Annotated in this window: 19 protein-coding genes and 1 other RNA gene; 12 read left to right on the plus strand and 8 right to left on the minus strand. The window is 47.3% G+C overall.

Annotation, left to right across the window (positions count from 1 at the left end):
• Positions 1 to 66 precede the first annotated feature (66 nt).
• The 4 genes from purD to Q7P67_RS11530 all read left to right on the plus strand — a co-directional run bounded on the left by purD (position 67) and on the right by Q7P67_RS11530 (position 2875).
• Positions 67 to 1356, plus strand: a complete 1290-nt coding sequence (purD, locus tag Q7P67_RS11515) for a phosphoribosylamine--glycine ligase (RefSeq protein ID WP_303852281.1) — start codon at positions 67 to 69, stop codon at positions 1354 to 1356.
• Entirely contained in the window at positions 1349 to 1843 is a 495-nt protein-coding gene (gene purE, locus Q7P67_RS11520) for a 5-(carboxyamino)imidazole ribonucleotide mutase (RefSeq protein ID WP_303852282.1), read from the plus strand. Before purD ends, purE begins: the two co-directional genes overlap by 8 nt.
• The gene (locus Q7P67_RS11525; RefSeq protein ID WP_303852284.1) at positions 1843 to 2436 is read left to right on the plus strand and encodes an L-threonylcarbamoyladenylate synthase; all 594 of its coding nucleotides are present in this window, start codon (positions 1843 to 1845) and stop codon (positions 2434 to 2436) included. Before purE ends, Q7P67_RS11525 begins: the two co-directional genes overlap by 1 nt.
• Positions 2437 to 2521: 85 nt before the next feature.
• Entirely contained in the window at positions 2522 to 2875 is a 354-nt protein-coding gene (locus Q7P67_RS11530; protein WP_303852286.1) for a cytochrome c3 family protein, read from the plus strand.
• A gap of 83 nt (positions 2876 to 2958) precedes the next feature.
• On the opposite strand, the gene Q7P67_RS11535 is transcribed toward Q7P67_RS11530, so the two are convergent.
• Positions 2959 to 3429 (minus strand): hypothetical protein, encoded by a 471-nt coding sequence (locus Q7P67_RS11535; protein ID WP_303852287.1) that lies wholly within the window; start codon positions 3427 to 3429, stop codon positions 2959 to 2961.
• 153 nt (positions 3430 to 3582) lie between these two features.
• Between Q7P67_RS11535 and Q7P67_RS11540 the strand changes: the two genes are divergently transcribed.
• The 3 genes from Q7P67_RS11540 to cysS are packed head-to-tail and all read left to right on the plus strand — an operon-like array spanning position 3583 to position 7768.
• Positions 3583 to 5547, plus strand: a complete 1965-nt coding sequence (locus Q7P67_RS11540) for a methyl-accepting chemotaxis protein (RefSeq protein ID WP_303852288.1) — start codon at positions 3583 to 3585, stop codon at positions 5545 to 5547.
• Between the two features lie 2 nt (positions 5548 to 5549).
• Positions 5550 to 6329 carry an ABC transporter ATP-binding protein gene (locus tag Q7P67_RS11545; protein ID WP_303852289.1) on the plus strand — a complete coding sequence of 260 codons (780 nt, stop codon included), beginning with the start codon at positions 5550 to 5552 and terminating at the stop codon, positions 6327 to 6329.
• On the plus strand, positions 6326 to 7768 hold the full coding sequence (gene cysS, locus Q7P67_RS11550; protein ID WP_369696031.1) for a cysteine--tRNA ligase: 1443 nt from the start codon (positions 6326 to 6328) through the stop codon (positions 7766 to 7768). Before Q7P67_RS11545 ends, cysS begins: the two co-directional genes overlap by 4 nt.
• 350 nt (positions 7769 to 8118) lie before the next feature.
• Here cysS and Q7P67_RS11555 read toward each other — a convergent pair whose 3' ends face one another.
• From Q7P67_RS11555 to Q7P67_RS11580, 6 genes are all read right to left on the minus strand, one after another.
• On the minus strand, positions 8119 to 9324 hold the full coding sequence (locus Q7P67_RS11555; RefSeq protein ID WP_303852293.1) for an HD-GYP domain-containing protein: 1206 nt from the start codon (positions 9322 to 9324) through the stop codon (positions 8119 to 8121).
• A 33-nt stretch (positions 9325 to 9357) separates the two neighbouring features.
• A complete protein-coding gene (locus Q7P67_RS11560; RefSeq protein WP_303852294.1) occupies positions 9358 to 10026 on the minus strand; it encodes a GntR family transcriptional regulator in 669 nt (222 codons plus the stop codon).
• A gap of 20 nt (positions 10027 to 10046) precedes the next feature.
• Positions 10047 to 10718, minus strand: a complete 672-nt coding sequence (locus tag Q7P67_RS11565) for a GntR family transcriptional regulator (RefSeq protein WP_303852297.1) — start codon at positions 10716 to 10718, stop codon at positions 10047 to 10049.
• 157 nt (positions 10719 to 10875) lie between these two features.
• An RNA gene (gene rnpB / locus Q7P67_RS11570) (RNase P RNA component class A) lies at positions 10876 to 11220 on the minus strand.
• A gap of 43 nt (positions 11221 to 11263) precedes the next feature.
• Positions 11264 to 12208 (minus strand): 4Fe-4S binding protein, encoded by a 945-nt coding sequence (locus tag Q7P67_RS11575; protein ID WP_303852299.1) that lies wholly within the window; start codon positions 12206 to 12208, stop codon positions 11264 to 11266.
• 54 nt (positions 12209 to 12262) lie between these two features.
• Entirely contained in the window at positions 12263 to 12991 is a 729-nt protein-coding gene (locus Q7P67_RS11580; RefSeq protein WP_303852301.1) for a glycerophosphodiester phosphodiesterase family protein, read from the minus strand.
• A gap of 144 nt (positions 12992 to 13135) precedes the next feature.
• Between Q7P67_RS11580 and Q7P67_RS11585 the strand changes: the two genes are divergently transcribed.
• The 5 genes from Q7P67_RS11585 to Q7P67_RS11605 all read left to right on the plus strand — a co-directional run bounded on the left by Q7P67_RS11585 (position 13136) and on the right by Q7P67_RS11605 (position 20318).
• Positions 13136 to 13954 (plus strand): GDSL-type esterase/lipase family protein, encoded by an 819-nt coding sequence (locus tag Q7P67_RS11585; protein WP_303852303.1) that lies wholly within the window; start codon positions 13136 to 13138, stop codon positions 13952 to 13954.
• A gap of 227 nt (positions 13955 to 14181) precedes the next feature.
• Positions 14182 to 15993 carry a metallophosphoesterase gene (locus tag Q7P67_RS11590; protein WP_303852304.1) on the plus strand — a complete coding sequence of 604 codons (1812 nt, stop codon included), beginning with the start codon at positions 14182 to 14184 and terminating at the stop codon, positions 15991 to 15993.
• A 63-nt stretch (positions 15994 to 16056) separates the two neighbouring features.
• Positions 16057 to 17748, plus strand: a complete 1692-nt coding sequence (locus Q7P67_RS11595) for a metallophosphoesterase (RefSeq protein ID WP_303852305.1) — start codon at positions 16057 to 16059, stop codon at positions 17746 to 17748.
• Between the two features lie 70 nt (positions 17749 to 17818).
• Entirely contained in the window at positions 17819 to 18178 is a 360-nt protein-coding gene (locus tag Q7P67_RS11600) for a helix-turn-helix transcriptional regulator (protein ID WP_303852307.1), read from the plus strand.
• A 10-nt stretch (positions 18179 to 18188) separates the two neighbouring features.
• The gene (locus tag Q7P67_RS11605; protein WP_369696029.1) at positions 18189 to 20318 is read left to right on the plus strand and encodes a heavy metal translocating P-type ATPase; all 2130 of its coding nucleotides are present in this window, start codon (positions 18189 to 18191) and stop codon (positions 20316 to 20318) included.
• A 132-nt stretch (positions 20319 to 20450) separates the two neighbouring features.
• Here Q7P67_RS11605 and Q7P67_RS11610 read toward each other — a convergent pair whose 3' ends face one another.
• Positions 20451 to 21200: an SDR family NAD(P)-dependent oxidoreductase gene (locus Q7P67_RS11610; protein WP_303852308.1), complete on the minus strand. Its 750-nt coding sequence runs from the start codon at positions 21198 to 21200 to the stop codon at positions 20451 to 20453.
• Positions 21201 to 21265 lie beyond the last annotated feature (65 nt).

The raw sequence follows: 21265 nt of genomic DNA on the forward strand, positions 1-21265 counted from the left end.
CAGAAAATCCTCGCATACAAACCTAATAGCGGGGATTTTTTGTATACCACATAAAAGGAGATGACGATGAAAGTCCTTGTTATAGGCTCAGGCGGAAGAGAACACGCCCTGTGCTGGAAAATAGCGCAAAGCCCCCTTGTGGCAAAGATTTATGCCGCACCCGGCAACGGCGGAACTCACCTTGAGAACAAGACCGAGAACATCGCCATAGAAGCGACCGACATTAAAAAACTGCTGGATTTCGCACTGACAGAGAAAATAGACCTGACGGTTGTCGGTCCCGAAGATCCCCTTGCCGCGGGCATTGTGGATATCTTTGAAGATAACGGACTGAGGGTTTTCGGTCCCTGCAAGGCGGCGGCACAGCTTGAAGCGAGCAAAGCCTTTGCAAAAGATGTCATGATAAAGGCGGGCATCCCCACTGCAAAATACGGTGAGTTCACCGATTACGAATCAGCAAAAAACTATGTCCACGAACACGGAGCCCCCATAGTCGTTAAAGCTGACGGGCTTGCCGCAGGAAAAGGCGTTACGGTGGCTATGACCTTTGAAGAAGCTCTGAAAGCTCTGGAAGAGATTTTTATAGACAGCGTTTTCGGCGATGCCGGAAGCAAGGTAGTTATTGAGGAGTTCCTTCTGGGCGAAGAGGCTTCATACCTCGCCTTCACCGACGGAAAAACGGTTCTGCCCATGGTCACAAGTCAGGATCACAAAGCTGTTTACGACGGCGACAAAGGACCCAACACAGGCGGAATGGGCGCATATTCACCTGCACCTGTGGTAACTCCCGAACTGTTTGACAGAGTTACGAAAGAGATTGCATACCCCCTCATAAAAACCATGGCAAAGGACGGAATCGTCTTCAAAGGTATAATCTACGCGGGGCTCATGATACATAACGGTCAGCCCAAAGTGCTTGAGTTCAACGCGCGTTTCGGCGACCCGGAAACACAGCCTGTGCTTTCACGCCTGAAATCAGACATTATACCTGTTTTCCTCGCCTGTACAGACCAGACCATTGACAAGGTTGAGATAGAGTGGAGCGACAACCCCACCGTATGCGTGGTGATGGCTTCCGGCGGCTATCCCAAAGACTATAAGAAAGGCTATGAGATATCAGGTATAGCCGAAGCAGACAAAATTGAAGGCGTTAAGGTTTTCCACGCAGGTACAGCAGACAGAGACGGCAAGACCGTCAACACAGGCGGACGCGTTCTTGGTGTCACAGCCATCGGCGACACTCTGGAAGAGACCATCAAAACGGCATACAAAGCGGTTGAAAAGATACACTGGACAGACGTACACTACAGAAAAGATATCGGAGCAAAGGCTCTCAGGAGGCTGAAAGGTGAGTAAGGTCGGAATAATAATGGGCAGCAAAAGCGACTTTGACATAGCAAAGGATGCAGTTGATATCCTCAAAGGTTTCGGTATCGAATACGAAGTTATCGTTTCCAGCGCCCACAGAACACCCGAACGCACTCTGGAATGGGCAAAGACCGCCGAACAGCGCGGACTTGACGCCATAATCGCCCTCGCTGGTGCCGCTGCGCACCTCGCAGGTGTTGTGGCGAGCGAAACCAACCTCCCCGTGATAGCTGTACCCGTGTCGGCAACTTCTCTTAACGGTCTGGATGCACTGCTCTCAATGGTGCAGATGCCCGGCGGTATACCCGTTGCGACAATGGCGATAGGCAAGGCTGGAGCTAAAAACGCGGGAATCTTCGCAGGACAGATAATCGCCCGTTCAAACGCGGAAGTCGCCGTAAAAGTGGCGCAATACAAAGAAGATATGAAAGAAAAAGTCTATAAGGACAACGAAGCGGTTCAGGAAATGCTGTAATGCTCATAGCACCATTCAGAAACGCGGAAGAAATATTCAGGCGGGCTTCCCTTTGCGGGGAGCCTGTCGTTTTCCCAACCGACACAATCTACGGCATAGGCGCGCCCATCACAGACAAAAAAGCCAATGACAAAATTTTCGACATCAAAGGCAGAGACAGGTCGAAACCTTTTCCGGTACTGGTATCCTCTTTCGGACAGGCGGCGGAACTTGCGGATTTTGACGGACAATGTCAGAAGATTATGGATTTTTTGTGGAGCAAAGGTTCTTTCACTCTGCTTTTAAAAGCAAAAAAAGAGGTTGATGACCTATATAAACTTAATGACACGATAGCGCTCCGTTTACCCCATATGTCAATTTTAAAACATTTGATTAACAAAACAGGTCCGATAAGCGCAACAAGCGCGAACCCCAGTAGTGTCGGATATGACCCGAATGAGGGGAATATAATATTCTGTTTCAAAGACTTAGTTAACTATTTCATCATCGGCGGAAGCACAGGTTCCGTCTCCTCCGTAATCATAGACCTCACAACTCCGCAGCCCGTATTAGTCAGAGGGGATTTCGACATCAGTTGTTTAACACGTATCTGAAAATGTTGTAAACGCCTAATATCCGTTATTGACAGTTTCTTTAGACGGGATTAATATCGTCAAACTTTTATCGAGAGGAGACATCATGAAAAAAGTTATCATTTCAATGATGGTTGTATTCGCGTTCGCACTTGTTGCCTATGCAGCCGCTAACGGTCCCGCTACAATAGACCTTGTTAAAGAGTTCAACGTAGCAGCACCCACTAAAAAAGCTGTTCAATTCCCCCACGCTGTTCACCAGTCTAAACTTCAGTGTGTTGACTGCCACATGTCTGACAAAGGCGGAGCACTGAAAAACCAGAAAACCGGCGCAGCTTTCGAACCCGCTAAACTCGGCATTAAAGGCATGAAAAACGCGGCTCACGACGATTTCTGCTGGGCTTGCCACGTTGAGAAAAAAGTTCCCCAAGGCAAATCCTGCAACAAATGCCACAAGTAATCTGATTATTTAAGGCATTAAAAAAGGAAAAAATGACCCCGTCTAAGGACGGGGTTTTTTTATGTCGTGGATTTAAGGAAATATCAAAGGGCTTTTTCAATCTCCGCTATCTGTTCGGAAATGGCGGCTTCATCAACATGCTGGTGCGCTTTTTCAAGAAATTCTTTTGCTTTTGCCAGATTGATGTGTCTGTCTTCGCTGAGAGTTTCATTCGCCTTCTCTATTCTCTGTTTTGCCATATCCAGAAGCGACCAGAGCATAAAACGCACCTGACGCACCTTGTCCATCTTAATTGATATTCTGAACAGGAAGAACGCGAATATTATGTAAGGAACCCATATGTACCATTTGGCGGGCTGATAAAGCAGATATACCGTGATAATTGTTATCAGTGATATTGCAATGGCTATAAAAAGCCCCGGCACACCGATGTAAAAGACCGGTTCGTTGCCGTTTTTATAGCGCATGGATCTGAACAGACGCTGGTTTCCGTATTTTTTCTTATAAATATCATACATTTGTTCAAAACTTTCTGTTATGTGTACCTTTTCCATACCGTTTTCCTTATGTATTAATGACTTTGGTTCTACAATAAATCACTCTTATTTACAATATTTATAAAACAATTTTAAGATATGTGTTATAATATAATATTACTATAATTATTTATATTGCAAATTGGATAATATAGAATATGTGGTGAACAGATGCGTATCAAAGTTAAATTGATTCTGTCTTATCTTCTTGTGTCGGCTTTCATTGTTGTTCTTTCCCTCTCTTTTATCTCATCCAGCAGTAAAGTCAACGGTTTTATCAGCACAAACCTGAACACTATCCTTGCTGACAAAGAGGCTTCAGGTGTTATCAACAACGAGTTCAAAAACGTTGTAATCTCACTTAAAAGCGCCATAAACACAACTGACGCAAAAGAAATTGACAAATTTGAACAGCAGACCACAGCAAGTTTTGAAAAGATAGACAAAGCAGTGGGACTTGTTAAGGATTCCGAAGAACTGGAAAAGATGAGCCATGACCTGAGGGCTAAGTCCGACGAATTTTTACGCACGAAAAAGGAATATATCCGCGTCCACGACGAAATGATGCTCCTTTTCGACGATATGGACTCCATTTTCCGTAAACAGAAGGGGCTTATTACTGTCAGCATGAACGAGCTTAAAAAATCCGGCGGTAATACGGCGTACCTTGAAAGAATGATGGAAGAACCCCTTGAGATAAAGGTTTATATCTCCGAGCTTATGACCTCCGGCGACGACGTGGATGTTGAAGAGGGGATATACTCCCTGCGAGGCTTCAACAAAACACTTGCGGCAAAAACGAGCACTATGGCGGCATCCTCTTCAAATGCCTTCGTTAAGGACAGAATGAAGCTCCTTCTTGGGGCAACACAGGAGATGGACAAGGCTGCGCTGGACATGCAGAAGATACGCGTAAACGCTCTGCATCTTGAAAAGAGCCTTTTCAGCCAGATAGACGGACTCGAAAAAACCGTAGCTGGTACGGAAAGCACACTGAATGCGATGGAATCATCCGCGCGCAACCAGATGGACAGCGGTATCAAAGAGGTATCGGCTATTTCCAGCCGCGTCACCAGCACAACGTTCATTATGCTCGCCGTTATCCTAGTTCTTGCGGTACTTGTCGGTCTTTTCTCTGCTACAAAGATAACCACCCCTCTCATAAGTATCATGAAGGTGGCAGACTGCATTAAAAAAGGCGACCTCACCTGCCAGGATATCAAAAAAACATCTAAGGACGAGTTCGGCGACCTCACCGATTCCATAAACGGGATGAAGAGCAACCTATATGAACTGGTTCATAACATAAAGGACAGCACGGACTACCTTAACACCACCAGTGACCAGACGGTTGCCCTTATGGCACAGATGAACGAAAACCTGAACAATACAAGCATGGAGATGGCTGCGGTTGCATCCGCTGCGGAGGAGCTTTCATCCTCCACATCAAACATCATAGACAGCGTTCAGAACGGCATCAGCGAGGTGCACAACGCAAGAAGCAAGGTTCTGGACGGAAACTCGAAGCTCCAGCAGTCGATAGATCAGGTAAACAACGTAGCGGCCGGGCTTGCAGGCGTGTCGGAAAATCTTGGCGACCTGAAAACGGCAAGCCAGCAGATAACAAATATCGTCAGCATCATCGTTGACATTGCCGAGCAGACAAACCTGCTCGCTCTCAACGCCGCTATTGAGGCGGCGCGTGCAGGCGAAGCCGGTAGAGGATTTGCGGTTGTTGCCGACGAAGTGCGTAAACTGGCGGAGAAGACCAGCACCTCAACTCAGGAGATATCCGGCATGGTCGGCTCCATACAGAAAAACGTTACAGACGTGGTCACGAAGATAAACACAGGAATTGAAGACGTTAAGCACAGTTCCGACTCCATAAACATCGTGGGTGCGAGCTTTGCAGAGGTCGTGAACCAGATGAAGACCGCGGCAGCAAGTGTAGAACCCATCCTCACCATCATAGAACAGCAGTCGGAGGCTATAAACAACATAACGTCAACCGTAACAAATGTTAGTATTGCATCGGCTGACAATAAGGTTATAGTAGACGATGTGAGTCAGTTCTCCAACAAGATAGGCGAACTGGCACACCAGCTCAAGGAGAATACGGCTCAGTTCAAGGTGTAGGTTTGGATAACGAATTATTAAAACTCAATAACTTAACAAAACAATACAGAGCCTTTGAGGGAATCTTCAAAGGCTCTTCTACTATCATAAAGGCTGTGGACAACATCAGCCTTTCAATAACAAAAGGGCGCTCGCTTGGTATAGTGGGTGAATCGGGCAGCGGGAAAACAACACTTGCAAAGATACTCACCGGAATAATTATGCAGGACAGCGGCGAAGTGCTTTACAAGGGCAGAGATATCCACGCGCTCGGCAAAGACTATCAGGAATACCGCAGAAACGTCCAGATGGTGTTTCAGGATCCATACCTCAGCCTGAATCCTAAACTAACTGTCTTTTCTTCAATGAAAGACGCTGTGATAAAATACAGCGGTAAAAAGAACGTAAGGCAGGAGTGCGAAAACTACCTTGCCATGGTGGGGCTGGACAAAGAATATCTGGACAGATACCCTCACGAATTTTCCGGCGGACAGCGCCAGAGGCTCTCCATAGCCCGCGCGCTCTCGCTTAACCCTGAAATAATCGTCGCCGATGAACCCGTCAGTTCTCTGGACGTATCCGTTCAGTCGCAGATTCTCAACCTGATGAAAAAATTAAAACTTGAAAACAGCCTGACGTTTATTTTAATATCACATGACCTTGCCGTGGTCTCTTTTCTCTGCGACGACATACTGGTCATGAACAGAGGCGAGGCTGTGGAATACGGGACGGCTCAGGAAGTTCTTGAGAACCCGCAGCAGGAATATACAAAGCGGCTCATCGCCGCCAGCAAGGGTGAATAATGCTGAACGTTTACAACACGCTCACAGGGCAGAAAGAGATTTTCAAACCTATCGAAGACAAAAAAGTGAAAATATACGTCTGCGGCGTAACCGTTTACGACTTCTGCCACATAGGACACGCCAGAAGCTCAACCGTTTTCGACGTTATCCGCAGGTACCTCATACACAAAGGATACGAGGTGACGTTCGTTAAAAACTTCACCGATATAGACGACAAGATAATCAAACGGAGCAACGAACAGAACATCCTCTGGACAGAGCTTACCGACAGATTTATAAAAGAGCACGACGCTGATATGGATGCGCTGAACATTCTGCGTCCTGATTTCACACCGAAAGCAACAGACTACATCGGCAAGATGATAGAGATGTGCGAAACCCTCATCGCAAAGGGCTTTGCATACGAATCCAACGGCGACATATATTACCGCGTGCAGAAATTCGAGGACTACGGCAAACTTTCGCACAGAAAGCTGGACGACATGATGGCTGGAGCCCGCATTGAAGTTAACGACAACAAAGAGAATCCATTCGACTTCGTTCTCTGGAAAGCGTCCAAACCCAGCGAACCAAGCTGGCAAAGCCCATGGGGACCTGGTCGCCCCGGATGGCACATTGAATGCAGCGTAATGAGCGAGGATATACTCGGTCTGCCCTTCGACATCCACGGCGGCGGACGCGACCTTGTTTTCCCCCACCATGAAAACGAGATAGCGCAGTCAGAGGCTGCCTGCGGATGTGAGTTTGCCAAATACTGGATACACAACGGCTTCGTTAACGTCAATCAGGAAAAGATGTCCAAATCACTCGGCAATTTCTTCACCATAAGAACGGTTCTGGAAGAGTTCGACCCTGAAATTGTGCGTTTCTTCCTCCTTACGACACACTACAGAAGTTCTCTGGATTTCTCGCAGGATCATCTGCTGGAGGCGGAACGCTCTCTGGACAGGATATACACCATGCTGGACGAGCTGAACAGGTTCAATGCCGGCAAGAAAGGCGCGGATGTCGCCGCGGAAGCCATGAAAACGGCAGATGTTTTCATGGAAAAGTTCAAAGCGGCAATGGACGACGACTTTAATACTCCGGAGGTACTGGCGGCGCTTTTTGAGGCGGTGCGTGAGTTCAACAGACTCATGGCGTCAAAACCTGAGAAAAACAGCTTTTCCGTGTTGAAAGAAGCGTGTGAAAAGGTATTCGCAGTGACGGCATCAGTTCTTGGTATAATCACTTATACCCCATCCGAATGGTTCAGGCTTAACCTGTCCATACCGGAAGAGGAGCTTGAAAACCTTATCAGCCAGCGCACGGAAGCAAAAAAGAACAAGGATTTCGAAAAGGCTGACGGGATACGCAACGGACTTAAAGAGAAAGGCATAGAATTGCTGGACACCATTGAAGGCACAATTTACAGAGCGAAAAAGATTCGCACAATATAAAGTATTTGCATAATCATATAGAATACGAGACTGCTTCACCCTTACAGGGTTTGCAGAGACAGAGGAGAGAGAAACGGCTTCGCGAGGGCTAACTAGCCGAAGGCTGTATGAGTCCATATTCAATTTAGTTGTCGAATAATGCCCGAAGCGATCTCATACTCCATAAAGTGCGTTAACTCAAATGAACAATACTCTAAATGCAAAAAGGCAGACCGGAGAAGTCTGCCTTTTCTATTTCTTAGAACCTACAGGGGATATACAAAGAGCTTTCGCTCAAGGATTGTCTTTGTTCGTCGGATTATACTTCAAAGATAATTGCAATCGAAAATAGTTCAATAAAATAATTCAAATTATTTTAATTCGTTCATTCCGTCGATAAAAGCGTATATCTCATCCGGTATATTTATATTTTCCGGGTTCACAGGACCCAGAATTTTCTTTTTATGCAGAACATTTTTTGCCAGATCCACCATCTGTATGGGGCGGCTTCTGCCCGCCTTGTCCATAAAAATAAGCACCATAGGCTCCGTGGGGCGCGCTGTATTCATCTTCCCGACAACGGCAAGTTCGTTGGTGTCCAGCAGAACCAGAGACCCGACAGGGTATATCCCGACGTTCATCACGAAGAACTCGAATACTTTTTTATTTATGTGGCTGTCCGTCCATTTGAACATGAGTTTCAATGCGGCGGGAGGTTCCATTCCCTTATGATAGCATCTGTCGCTGGTGATGGCGTCGTATATGTCCACAACAGCGCCTATCTTTCCCTCGACGGATATATGCTCGTCTTTAAGTCCCTGCGGATAGCCGGAGCCGTCGTATCTTTCGTGGTGCTGAAGAGCGAGATTAAGCATATCCTTAGGCAGCCCCTGTTTGACAAGATATTCGTAACCAAGGATAACGTGGCTTTTCATCACATTGAATTCATCGTCGGTCAGTTTTCCCGGCTTGTTCAGAACCCCTGTCGGAACCAGCATCTTTCCCGCATCGTGCAGAAGACCCGCCTGCGCGATGCGTTCAACCTCCTTTGCGCTCATCCCCAGATGCGCCGCAAGGCTCGAAGCGAATATGCTCACGTTCATGGAGTGGAGAAACGTGTAGTCGTCGTGATATTTCAGTTTCGTCATGCTGGACATCACGCCCTTGTTTTTAAGTGTGATTTCAGCGATATTGGACGCGACAGACTTAACGGCGTGTTCGTTGAACATCTTGCCGGAACGGATGTCGCCCAATACGTTATGAACTATTTTGACAGATTCGGAGTAAAGGGCTTTCGCACTGGATATATCGTCCAGATTGATATAATTGTCTTTGATAATTTCTTTTCTGTGCTCGATAAACTCGTCGGGTTTGCCGTTGAAAACGTCAACAACAGCCTCTTCCCTTTCGTCCCGCTCAACGTAGACATATTCCACGCCGTTATTGACGAGCTTTTCGATAACGGATCTGTCTTTAACATGAAATTTGTGTGTAAGAAAACCCGTTTCAAGCCAGCTTCTGTCCAGCTTGATCACTTTGTCACCGATTTGCAGGTCGTTGACGCTGATCTTTTTCATTTGGACCCCACTGAAAAAAGATTCAGCTAAAACTTAATCATGTGATGAGCCGTACTGTTTTTTGATAAACTGCCATCCGTTATAGACATGTTTTTCAACAACCTTTTCGACCATCTCCGCGTCTTTCTTTTCAAAGGCTTCCAGCAGATCGCTGTGTTCTTCCTTGACCTCCTTGGTTCGTCCCTCGATGGAGAAGGAATAAACGGTAGCTCTTTTAAACTGCTGCTGCAAACCCTCAAGCATTTTGATAAGTCGTTCGTTTCCGCATTTATAAATAAATATCCGGTGAAAATCGTAGTTCCAGTGGATCATCTGGGAAACAGCCCTTGATGAACCTGCGTCCATCTTTTTAACAAGCTCGCGCATTTTGTCAAGGTCATGATTGTCCAGATGCTCAATGGCAAGTTTTGAAGCCAGCGGCTCCAGCTTCATTTTTATAACAAAGATATCGTCAATATCCTTTTCCGTTAGCGTTGTAACGATTGCCCCGCGTCTGGGGATTATCTCTATAAAACCTTCCATCTCAAGCAGGCGAAGTGCCTCGCGGATGGGTGTGCGTGAAATTCCAAGCATCTCAGAAAGTTTCGGTTCAACAAGTCTTTCTCCGGGCTTGAGCTGACCTTTGATGATGCTGTTTCGAATGGTCGCCGCTATTTTTTCACTTAGCGGAGTATTGTCGATGTTAATGTCTTTAGCAGCCACAAAAGTTCCTCTTTATAATATCAGGCGTTGCTGTTGATCCGCTGTTTAAGGTATTCCCAGCCGCTTATGATGTGTTCGCGGACTGTTTTTTCAGCCAGATCCGGGTCTTTGGAAATGAAAGCGTCTATAATTTTCTTGTGTTCTTTAACGGCATTTGCAGCTCTGCCCGCGTCGGACATGAGCATACTTTTAAGTCTCTGGAAATTTTTCGACATACCGTCGAGAATATCGACAAGTTTTTCGTTGCCGGATGCGGCTATGAAAACGTTGTGAAAATCTATGTTGTCTTTATGGTGTTCGTCGGGGATTCCCGGATTTTTTTCCGCATAATCCCTGAATTTTTTGTTTATACCGATAAGGATCTCTATCTGTTCGCTTGTAAGGTTAAGCGTTGCCTGTCTTGCGGCGAGACCTTCAAGGTTTGCCTTGATGGCATAAAGGTCATCAATATCTTTTATTGTCAGTTCCTTAACCACAGCTCCGCGTCTGGGAACAATCTCTATAAAACCTTCGCCTTCAAGCTGGCGAAGAGCCTCTCTTATAGGTGTTCTGGAGATCCCCAGATTTTTAGCGAGCTTAGGTTCCACCAACCTTTCACCGTTACGGTAAACGCCTTTGATTATGTCGGTTCTGATTATATCGGCGATCTTTTCCCGCAGCGGCTTGCTTTCAATGAATACGTCCTGATTCAAGCAGCCAACCCCTCACCTGAATACTCTGCTTAAAAAGTACACAGTATACAGTATACAATAAACCGAATATAACTGTTTTTTTTTTCCACGTCAACGGGTATTCGGAATGATTTGAAATAAAACAAATTCAAACTAATTAACACAAGGGTTCAAAAAAAAGGAAAGAAGACCCGTAAGCCGGATTCTGTTCTAACGGTCATTTATCCAGCCCCGCGGTTGCCCGCGGGATCAAGCTGCCCACCCGCAGACAAAGGACGGGCAATCCTTAACTGTCTGCCTATTTGGCATTGCACCGGATGGGGTTTGCCCTGCCGCCTGCGTTACCGCAGGCGCGGTGGTCTCTTACACCGCCGTTTCACCCTTACCGTGTTTTCACACGGCGGTTTGTTTTCTGTGGCACTGTCCCTGCCTCACGACAGACCGACGTTATCGGTCATCCTGCCCTTTGGTGTCCGGACTTTCCTCCCGCGCAAAATACGCCGGCGACCGTCCGGTCTTCTTTCATTTATAAAATGTATAGGTTAAACAGATTTTTTACAACACTTTTAATGCGAAAGCTGCCCCAACCTTGAGAGCCAGAACGCATACTCCTCAGCGGAAACGCTGCTGTTCCAAAGCCCGAAAGCCACCGCGGCTAAGATAAGCGCCGTAGACACGCCTAAAACAGCGAATGGGAGATATTTCGCTTTGATATCCTTTCCGCAAGTCTGAAGGCATTCTTCGTTCTGACGCACTACTATGCAGTCATGGCAGCCTATGCAGTCAGGATTGAGAACAAGTTTGGCTTCGTGCACCTGAATGTTCATGGGACAGGCGTTCGTACACTTCATGCAGCTTACGCAGGCATCGGCGTTCCGCTTTATAACAAACGGAGAGACCGCCGCGATAACAGAGTGGAACACCCCGTACGGGCAAAGATACTTACACCAGAATCCTTTAAAAAGAAGCGTAAGCGCCGACATAGAAATAACGAAAATGATTGTAATTGTGCCTGGCGAAGTGAAGAACTCCAGCATTTTTGCATCAGCCAGCTTATTGTAAGGTGACTGGAGAAAACCTTCTATGGCGGACACAGGCATGTTTACCAGGATTATATATGCAAAGAAGCCGAACAGCCCGTATTTGACAACGGACAGAACGTATCCGGCGTATTTATTAACCCTCATTCCGCGACCTATGAGCGAAACCATTTCAGAGACAAACCCCACGGGACAGATATATCCGCAGAACGAACGGCGGAAAAGAAAGCTGACGATCATGAAGATAATGAACAGACTGAGACCCGCCGGATGCACCCAGTCGTAGCTTCCGGTGAGTATGAATCTTTTGAGCGCAGCAAGAGCGCTGATAGGCAGAAACGCCTCCACCCCGCCAGGTTTTACAATATCAAATCTTCCGCTCTGGATGTGGTTTAAAAATCTTACGAACATGATTCCCAGATAGATTGAAGACGCGAAAAAGATAAACTGAACGATTCTTCTGTTTCTCATTTTTTCCCCCGAAACATAGATAAAATAATTAAATCCGCCGGTAATTGACGGATATCAAAAAACGATGTCTATAATTCTTTCGGGGCGGTTTGTGGTGAGGCTGTCCACACCTGTTTCCTGATAAAACAGAGCCTCGGCCGGGTCGTCCACTGTCCAGACATTAAGATGCAGATCTTTCAGACGCTCACGCATGACCGGAACGTGCACACTGTCGGCGCGGGTTGAAAAACCATCCAGATTTGCCCGGCGCACCATTTTTTCAGCATGGTCGTACATTTCATCCTCAATCTGGATATTGTATCCAAACTCACCTATCCACAATGTCTTATACTCAGGCAGCAGCCTTTTTGCCTCTGCGGCGACATCGTAACCGAACCCGAAGATAACAACGTTATCAGCATGACGGTGATATGTGCGTAAAAGTTCTGAAAGAAAAGGAATTATTTCGGTTCCGCATTTTATCTCTATAAAAATATCCCGATTTTCAGGCATAAAATCCAGAACAGCGTCCAGCGAGGGGATGCGCTCACCGAGGAATTTTGAGGATTTCCAACTCCCGGCGTCACAGGTTTCAATGAGTCTGAAAGGGGTCTCGTCCGCACGGAACAGTTTATCCGAGGTTCTCGCCGTGGTGACGTCGTGCAGGGCAATTATCCTTCCGTCGGACGTGAGCCGCACGTCAAGCTCAATGCCGTCCGCTCCCTCCTCTATCCCCATTCGGAAAGCGGAAATCGTGTTTTCGGGTGCAAGAAAAGAGGCACCCCTGTGGGCAATAATTTTCATAATGATAAAATACCTCTGCAAAGCTGATTTGGCAATGATACAAATGGGTTTTACAAATATACAATAAAGTCTGCTGAAATTTACTGGATTTATGTTTTATTTTGCTGTAGAACATTCGCTGCAAATACAACAGAGGGAACGAAAATGCGTTTTCTATTAATAATTTTCATGCTTGCATCATCCATGATTGCACAAGCGGCAACAGCACCCAAAAGAGAATTCACCAAACCCACCGGATACGAAAGAACGGCGGAAATGTATAAAATGTACGGCATCAACGAGTTCGGACGGATATTGATGCTGGGCGATTCCATCACCCACGGAGCTTACTGGAACGAACTGATGAAACGCAGCGACGTCATAAACAGAGGCATCCCCGGCGACACTACATTCTGGATGCAGGAGCGTCTTGAATACACCACCACCGGCAGAATAGAAAAGGCGTTCGTGCTTGTCGGCATAAACGATATTTCGAAATATCAGCTTCCAGCCTCCGTTTTCAGCAGATACACGAAGATAATAGACTATCTGGTGGCACAGGGCATAAAACCGCACATCCAGTCTGTAATCTATCTGGGCAAACTGAACCCGAAATATGATGTATACAACGTAAGGATAAAAGAACTCAACGCCATGCTGAAAGACTATGCGGACAAGAACGGCTATGCGTTCATTGATCTTAACCCCACACTGGCGCCGGACGGCTTCCTTAAAGATGAATACACCTACGACGGCACACACCTAACAGCGCTTGGCTATACACTGTGGCGCGACATCCTGACCCCCTTTATGGCAGAGACACCTGCGGAACAACAGCCGACAGCACCGGAAACAGCTCCTGCTGCGGCACCTGCCGCAACCGAAACAGCGCCGGCACCTGCGGAAACCGTACCTGTGCAGGAACCTGATATGGTTCCCGCTCCGGTTCCTGCTCCTGCACCGGAAAAGATCACCGTTCCTTAGAAATAAAATAAAACTGCCGCATAATCCTGCGGCTTCACCATCGAGACAGGTTTCGTATTGACGGCAATCTGCAAAACAGCCTGCTGCCGATACGAAACCGCTCATTACAGAATCAATCCATTGCAGATTCATATATAATTTAAATTTTAATTACATATTATTTATTATATGCGATTAATTCCCTGACATTTTAGAGCGTTAATACAAAAAACCTCAGAGGTGACAAAATGTCAGAGAACGATAATATTAAGAAAGGGATCAACAGGCGTCAGTTCATCAAATTTTCAGCGGCTTCAATGGCTGTTGTGGCGGCAGGCTCTGTTGCGGGATGCGGAAACGACAGCGACAGCACTTCGGAAACTCCCGATCCTTCCAGTCCCGAAACTCCTGAAACGTCCGTTCCCAAATCAACGCTGCCTTCAGCAAATGCTTGGAAATTCGGAATAATATCAGACACTCAGTGGACAAAGGACGACGACGGGGAAAACCCCGCATCATGCGCAGTGGATATAATTAATGCGCTCAACTCCAGCTTTGTTGAACATGGAGTTAAATTCGTTCTGCATGTCGGCGACCTTACTGATGACGGAAGAAACACCTTCACAGCGAACAACACAAAAACCGGACTCACTTATACTTACTCAGTTGCTGACGCAATGGGTATAAGAGCCAGATATGCTCAAGAGCTCTACAACAACGGTATCGGATTTTTTCCTATGAGAGGAAACCATGACGATTCCCAGTCTGCCGCTATTGAATTCAACAACTACTTTCCGCAGACAACAACTGGCGAACACAACGTTACTTCAGTTCAGACGGCTGCATATGCTGCACAAAACCCGGATACGAGTTATCTTCCTGATATAAAAAGAACCAAAACAACTTCGTTCGACATGGGGTCATCTTTTTCAAGCCCTTCAACAGCGCTTAACGGTCTTTCATACTCCTTTGACTACGATAACGTAAGGTTCGTTATACTCGATACTTTCACCGGCACAGACGGGACAGTATATCCTGTAACCTCACAGCAGTCATGGATAAACTCCGTACTCTCATCCAGACAGACAGGAACCCACGCATTTGTTCTTTCCCATAAAGGTCTCATGACACAGGATCACACGGATATAATATTCGGAAGCAACCCCTCAGCAACCACACCGGGGCAGGATGAATTTATTACCAGTCTTTCGAACAACAAAGTAAAATACTATATCAACGGTCATGACCATATGCACGACAGAAGCTATGTGTATACGCATGACGGGGCAACTGCAAAAGTCACCCAGCTTGTAACAGCTTCAGACAGTTCAAAATTTTACACACCTGCGAACCCCTCAAACGATCAAACATACTGCAGCGGTCTCAGACAGAAACTTATAAGCCAGGAACTCTACGGAATCGGTTATTACATAGTAACCGTTGACGGCGAACATGTAACTTTTGAATATTACTCGGCACCCAGCTATTCTGCGGATTCCATAACCACAACGCCGGCACTGCGCTTCGCAAAAAAAGAAACTTTCGGTTACAGCCTGAAAGGAACAGATTTTCTGATAGCCTACGGTGCGTCCTACAATACTGTAGACCTGACAAGCACAGGCGGAACAAGGGCAAAGATTATTGACGGAAGAAATGCGAACGTTGCCAGCGACCTCGCCGGCAGAAGGTTCAATGTTGAAGTGAACGCAGGGTTCTATTCCGCTGATGATGCGACATCAAGCGATATTCTCAGCCTCAGAGGCATGGATTATACAATGGGAAGCACTGTCACAGACGTTTTCACTCTTTCAATGAGCTATACAGATACGAGCATAACGGATGCGGATATCAACGATCAGACCTTCGGACTGGCAAAACTCAACGATAACGGAGTATGGGAAAACGCTGTCATTGCAAATTCAGGCGGGAAAGCCGAATTTGTTAAAGGTGAATGGACCGATGGTTATACACTTGGAACATGGGGAGTTGACACCACATCCAAAACAGTCTGGGCTGTAATCAACAGCAACGGATTCTTTTCTGCAGTAAAAGGTATATAATTCTATTAAGATTCATAGAAAAAAGGGTGGCTCCGGTCACCCTTTTTTGTGCTATGATAACCTATGTTAAACAGAAGGAAGTTCATAAAGCTGTCCGCTGCGGTTCTGACAATGATATCCGCCGGATGCTTCCCGCGAGAAAAAAAGAAAGCACTGAAACAGCCGCCGTCTTCAAAAATACCCTCCAGTTCCGCATGGAAATTCGGTATCATGTCCGACAGTCAGTGGATGGGTGACGACAACGGTAAAAATCCGGCATCCTGCGCGGTTGAGATAATCAATGCGCTTAACGCGGAGTTCATCCGCCAAGGTGTCGAACTCGTTCTGCATGTCGGCGATCTTACAGACAGCGGAAGGGAACCCTTCGCCGTTTACAACAAAAGCACAGAACAGACTGACGTATATTCCACTTCCGACGCAATAGGAATAAGAGCACGGTATGCGCAGGCGCTTTACAACAGCGGAATAGCCTTTTATCCCATCCGCGGAAACCACGACGACTCGCAGATAGCCGCCATAGAGTTCCTGAAATATTTCCCGCAGACATCAGACGGCACACAGAACGATGAAAAGGCGCAGAAAGCTGCCTTTGAAGCGTTTAATCCCGATGCCGGAAATCTACCAGACATACGAAGAAAAGGCGGAGCGTTCAGACTTGGGAGCGATTTTTCTTTCCCGTCCGACAGCCTGAAAGGTCTGTCTTACTCGTTCGACCACAGAAACGTGCGCTTCATTACGGCTGACCAATACACCGCCCCCGACGGCAGAGAACACCCCATACGCGGTCAGCAGGAATGGATAACCTCCCGTTTGAAAAGTAAAAAAGAACACGCGCTGGTTTTCACCCACAAAGGACTGCTTACCCAGCACAACAGGGGCATCCTTTTCGGCGCGGAACCCTCACCCTCCACACCCGGTCAGGACGAGTTCATCAGAGCCATGGCAGACAACGGCGCGCAATATCTTATCTGCGGACACGACCATATGCACGACCGCAGCCGGGTTTATACCACAGATGGCAAAACCTCATATGTAAATCAGCTCATAACCGCTTCCAACAGCTCGAAATTTTATTTTCCGCGCAGACCATCCAACGACGAAGCCTTCTGCGGCGGCAAACGCCAGAAGCTGATCAGTCAGGAACTTTTCGCCATCGGCTATTATACCGTTACAGTTGACGGCGGGCACATGACATTCGACTATTATTCATCCGTATGCCGCACCGCAGACACCATCTCGGACACGCCATATCTCACTTTCAGCCATAAAGAAACCTTCGGATACAGCCTTAACGGGAAAAACTTCCTTATAGAATATGGCAAACCATACACAGCAGTGGACATCACATCTGCAAACGGCACGCGGGCGAGGATACTGGACGGGATAAACATACGCGATGCAAAGGATTTGGCGGGACGCAGGTTCAGTGTGGAAGTCAACGCCGGATTCTATCCGCGGGATGAGGCAACGGCAGGCGATATACTGTTTCTGCGCGGAATGGACTTTTCAACCTTAAATACGGACATATATACCCTTTCAATGAGCTACGGACAGGGCGAACCCTGTCTCGCAAGGCTTGACAGCCGCGGTTTCTGGCGCAAGGCTGCGGATTTTAACATAGGCGGCGTAAAACAGTTCGTCCGCGGTGCATGGCAACCTGAATACACGCTGGGCACATACGGAATCGATACCTCGTCAAAGACCGTCTGGGCGGTTATCAACACCAACGGAATATTTTCACCCGTAATTTTCTGATTTTCCTACCTTGACACAACGCACTCTTTAGACTAACGTATGAATATATATTCATTTGTTTGAGGATAATATGGAAGACATAATCGTATGCGAAAAGAACTGCAATCATGACGAAAAAGCCGTGTGCATAGCTAAGGCGGCGATGCTGCCGGAATCAGATATTCAGCGTCTGGCGGAAATGTTCAAAATTCTCGGCGACCCCACACGCATAAAGATACTCCATGCGCTCACAGGTCGCGAGCTTTGCGTATGCGACCTCGCCGAAACCATAGGCATGGGTCAGTCGGCAATCTCGCACCAGCTTCGGATGCTGAAAGGATACAGGCTGGTGAAATACAGAAAAGAAGGAAAAGAAGTTATATATTCTCTGGACGATGCGCATATTCTCGGGCTTCTGTGCATGGGTCTGGATCACATAAACCATTCATAGGGAGCCTGATATGGAACACAAAGATCCATGCTGCAACTGTTGCTGTTCACAGGAACAGGAGAGCGGACAAAAAGAAATGCCGGAGGGCGGCAAACAGTCTGTCTTTCGCATAGAGGGTCTGGACTGTGCAGACTGTGCAGCGAAACTTGAAACCGTCGTACAGAAAATGGAGGGGGTTCTTTTCGCACGCCTCAGCTTCACATCGGCAACACTGACCGTTCGCCACAATATAAACAATGCGGTTATAGAGCGCGCCGTTAAACAGGCTGGATACAGAGCAATTGCCGCCGATGGCAGCGACGACGGACACAGCTCGTCATGGCTGAAAAACCACAAAACCATAGGCACGATACTGTCAGGACTTTTTCTTGTGCCGGCTTTCATATGGGACAGCACGCCGCTTTTTGCCGCTGCAATGTTCGCGGGCGGCTGGCATGTGGCTGTCACAGGACTTTATAACCTTCGCAGAAAGGTTATGGACACAAACCTTCTGATGCTTATTGCAGCCATAGGCGCTGGAGCTATAGGCGAATGGAGCGAAGGCGCAACGGTGGTTTTTCTGTTTTCCCTCGGCAATGCGCTTCAATCTTACACAATGGACAGAACAAGACGCTCCATACGCTCACTGATGGATAAAGCGCCCAACGAGGCTGTTGTTCTGCGCGGCGGGAAAGAAGAAAAAATGCACGTTGACAACATAGCAGTGGGCGACGTCATCCTCGTTAAACCCGGCGAAAAGATAGCCATGGACGGTGAGGTTATGAACGGTTTTTCCGCCGTAAATCAGGCATCGATCACCGGAGAATCCGTTCCCGCCGAGAAACAGAAAGGAGATGCCGTTTATGCCGGAACGCTCAACACTACAGGCGCACTTACAATAAAGGTTACGCGCCTTGCCGCCGACTCCACCATAAGCCGCATCATGAACATGGTTGAAGAGGCGCAGGCACAGAAAGCACCTATGCAGACGCTGGTGGATAAATTTGCCGCGTGGTACACACCCGCTGTGATAGCTTCCGCAGTGCTGATAGTTGCCGTGCCGGTTCTGCTGTTCGGTCAGAATTTTGACGAATGGTTCTACAGAGCGCTTGTGCTGCTTGTAATCTCATGCCCATGTGCGCTGGTAATATCCACTCCGGTTTCCATAGTCTCAGCCATCGGTAACGCTTCCAAGAGGGGAGTACTCATTAAAGGCGGTGTTTTCCTCGAACAGATGAGCCGTATAAAGGCTGTGGCGTTCGACAAGACAGGCACGCTGACATCTGGCAGCCCCGTTCTTACAGATGTTTTTGCAGTGAACGGAAACGAACATGAACTGAAAGTACTCGCGGCATCCGTTGAAAGATTCTCCGAACACCCTCTGGCACACACCATAGCCGCATCAGTCGAACACGACGAACTTAAAGCGGCAGACAACTTCGAGGCGATACCCGGAATGGGTGCGAAAGCCGACGTAGAAGGCAGAACAATATATATAGGCAGCCGGAAACTCTTTAACGGGCTTGCGGAGAAATATGATATAAACGGACTGGAACAGCATGGGAAAACAGTCGTCTTCATCGGAACCAACGACAGAATACTCGGTTATCTGGCGCTCGCAGACGTTCTGCGCGAAGGCGGGAAGGAAGCGGTTAAGGCGCTTAAAGACAGTGGAATAGAATGTGTAGCGATGCTGACGGGAGACAACAGACGCGCGGCTGGAATGATAGCCGACAGGCTGGAACTTGACGTTTGTTACAGCGAACTGCTCCCTGAAGATAAAACCGCGGCACTTAAACCGCTTGCAGAAAAATACGGTAAAGTGGTGATGGTGGGCGATGGCGTCAACGACGCTCCGGCGCTTGCCACTGCCGACATAGGAATAGCCATGGGTGCCGCCGGAACTGACGCGGCGCTCGAAACAGCAGATATAACTCTTATGTCGGACGATATCGGAAAACTGCCCTATCTTATTAAACTGAGCAGAAAAACAGTCGCGGTGATTAAACAGAATATCACGTTTTCGGTACTGATAAAATTCGTGTTCATAGTGGGCACATTCGCAGGAATAACAAACCTCTGGCTGGCAGTGTTCGCAGATACAGGAGCGGCGCTGCTGGTTACAGCCAACGGTATGAGGCTTGTTCGTGAAGTTAAATAAATTTTTCAAACCAATGACCTTTTAGAATCAAGCAGTTATAGGCAAAAAACGGAAAATATGCGCAGTGTACGTGTATTGTACATGAGCAGTATTTTCCGTTTTTTAACGACTAAATGCGTAGATTATAAATGGTCAGAGAATCATGCCGCCGGAGGCTTCTATTCGCATCCCGTTTATCCATCTGGCATCGGCAGAAAGCAAAGCTGCGACCGCACCGCCGATATCATCAGGCAGACCGACACGACCAAGTGCAGTTATTGAAGCTATGTGGTCGTTCACATGTTTGTTGTCGCGTACCATACCGCCGCCGAAATCTGTCTCAATGGCTCCGGGGGCAAGCACAACAACACTGATACCTCTTTTGCCGAGTTCAGCCGCCATATAACGTGTCAGAACCTCTACACCGCCTTTCAAAGCGCCGTATGCGCTGTAGCCCGGCATACAGAACCTTGCCAGACCGGACGAAATATTCATAACACGTCCTCCGTCATTTATAAGAGGCAGAAGTTTCTGGGTGAGAAAGAACGGGGCTTTCAGGTGGATGTCCACCAGAAGGTCGAACTGCTCCTCAGTCGTTTCCTCAAATGGTGCGTTTATGCCGATGCCTGCGTTATTCACGAGGTTATCAAACCGCTCTGCGCCGAAAACTTCTGAGAGAACTTTTTTAACGGAATCTGCAAATACGCTGAAAGTTCCGCTCTTTGAAACGTCAAGCTGCAAAGCTGCCGCCTGCCTGCCGAGTTTTTCTATCTCAGTAACGACCGACTCCGCTTCGTCTTTCTTGCTGTTGTATGTGAGAATTATGTCGTGTCCGCGCTCAGCCAGTTTAAGCGCCATGTTTTTACCTAGTCCGCGGCTTCCGCCTGTGATGAGTGTTATCATAGAAATACCTCACAATGAATTTCCTATATAATAATCCACGCAAGGTTATATTTAAATACACAGAG

It is taken from the genome of Seleniivibrio woodruffii (assembly GCF_029267515.1).
Classification (GTDB): Bacteria; Chrysiogenota; Deferribacteres; order Deferribacterales; family Geovibrionaceae; genus Seleniivibrio; species Seleniivibrio woodruffii_A.

Excerpts from the sequence above, each read along its gene's own strand:
- Q7P67_RS11595 (WP_303852305.1), top strand. The coding sequence starts at position 16,057 with ATGTTAAACAGAAGGAAGTTCATAAAGCTGTCCGCTGCGGTTCTGACA.
- Q7P67_RS11605 (WP_369696029.1), top strand. The coding sequence starts at position 18,189 with ATGGAACACAAAGATCCATGCTGCAACTGTTGCTGTTCACAGGAACAG.
- Q7P67_RS11555 (WP_303852293.1), bottom strand. The coding sequence starts at position 9,324 with ATGAAAAAGATCAGCGTCAACGACCTGCAAATCGGTGACAAAGTGATC.
- Q7P67_RS11600 (WP_303852307.1), top strand. The coding sequence starts at position 17,819 with ATGGAAGACATAATCGTATGCGAAAAGAACTGCAATCATGACGAAAAA.
- Q7P67_RS11610 (WP_303852308.1), bottom strand. The coding sequence starts at position 21,200 with ATGATAACACTCATCACAGGCGGAAGCCGCGGACTAGGTAAAAACATG.
- Q7P67_RS11585 (WP_303852303.1), top strand. The coding sequence starts at position 13,136 with ATGCGTTTTCTATTAATAATTTTCATGCTTGCATCATCCATGATTGCA.
- Q7P67_RS11525 (WP_303852284.1), top strand. The coding sequence starts at position 1,843 with ATGCTCATAGCACCATTCAGAAACGCGGAAGAAATATTCAGGCGGGCT.
- Q7P67_RS11590 (WP_303852304.1), top strand. The coding sequence starts at position 14,182 with ATGTCAGAGAACGATAATATTAAGAAAGGGATCAACAGGCGTCAGTTC.
- Q7P67_RS11575 (WP_303852299.1), bottom strand. The coding sequence starts at position 12,208 with ATGAGAAACAGAAGAATCGTTCAGTTTATCTTTTTCGCGTCTTCAATC.
- Q7P67_RS11540 (WP_303852288.1), top strand. The coding sequence starts at position 3,583 with ATGCGTATCAAAGTTAAATTGATTCTGTCTTATCTTCTTGTGTCGGCT.
- Q7P67_RS11535 (WP_303852287.1), bottom strand. The coding sequence starts at position 3,429 with ATGGAAAAGGTACACATAACAGAAAGTTTTGAACAAATGTATGATATT.
- Q7P67_RS11580 (WP_303852301.1), bottom strand. The coding sequence starts at position 12,991 with ATGAAAATTATTGCCCACAGGGGTGCCTCTTTTCTTGCACCCGAAAAC.
- Q7P67_RS11530 (WP_303852286.1), top strand. The coding sequence starts at position 2,522 with ATGAAAAAAGTTATCATTTCAATGATGGTTGTATTCGCGTTCGCACTT.
- purD (WP_303852281.1), top strand. The coding sequence starts at position 67 with ATGAAAGTCCTTGTTATAGGCTCAGGCGGAAGAGAACACGCCCTGTGC.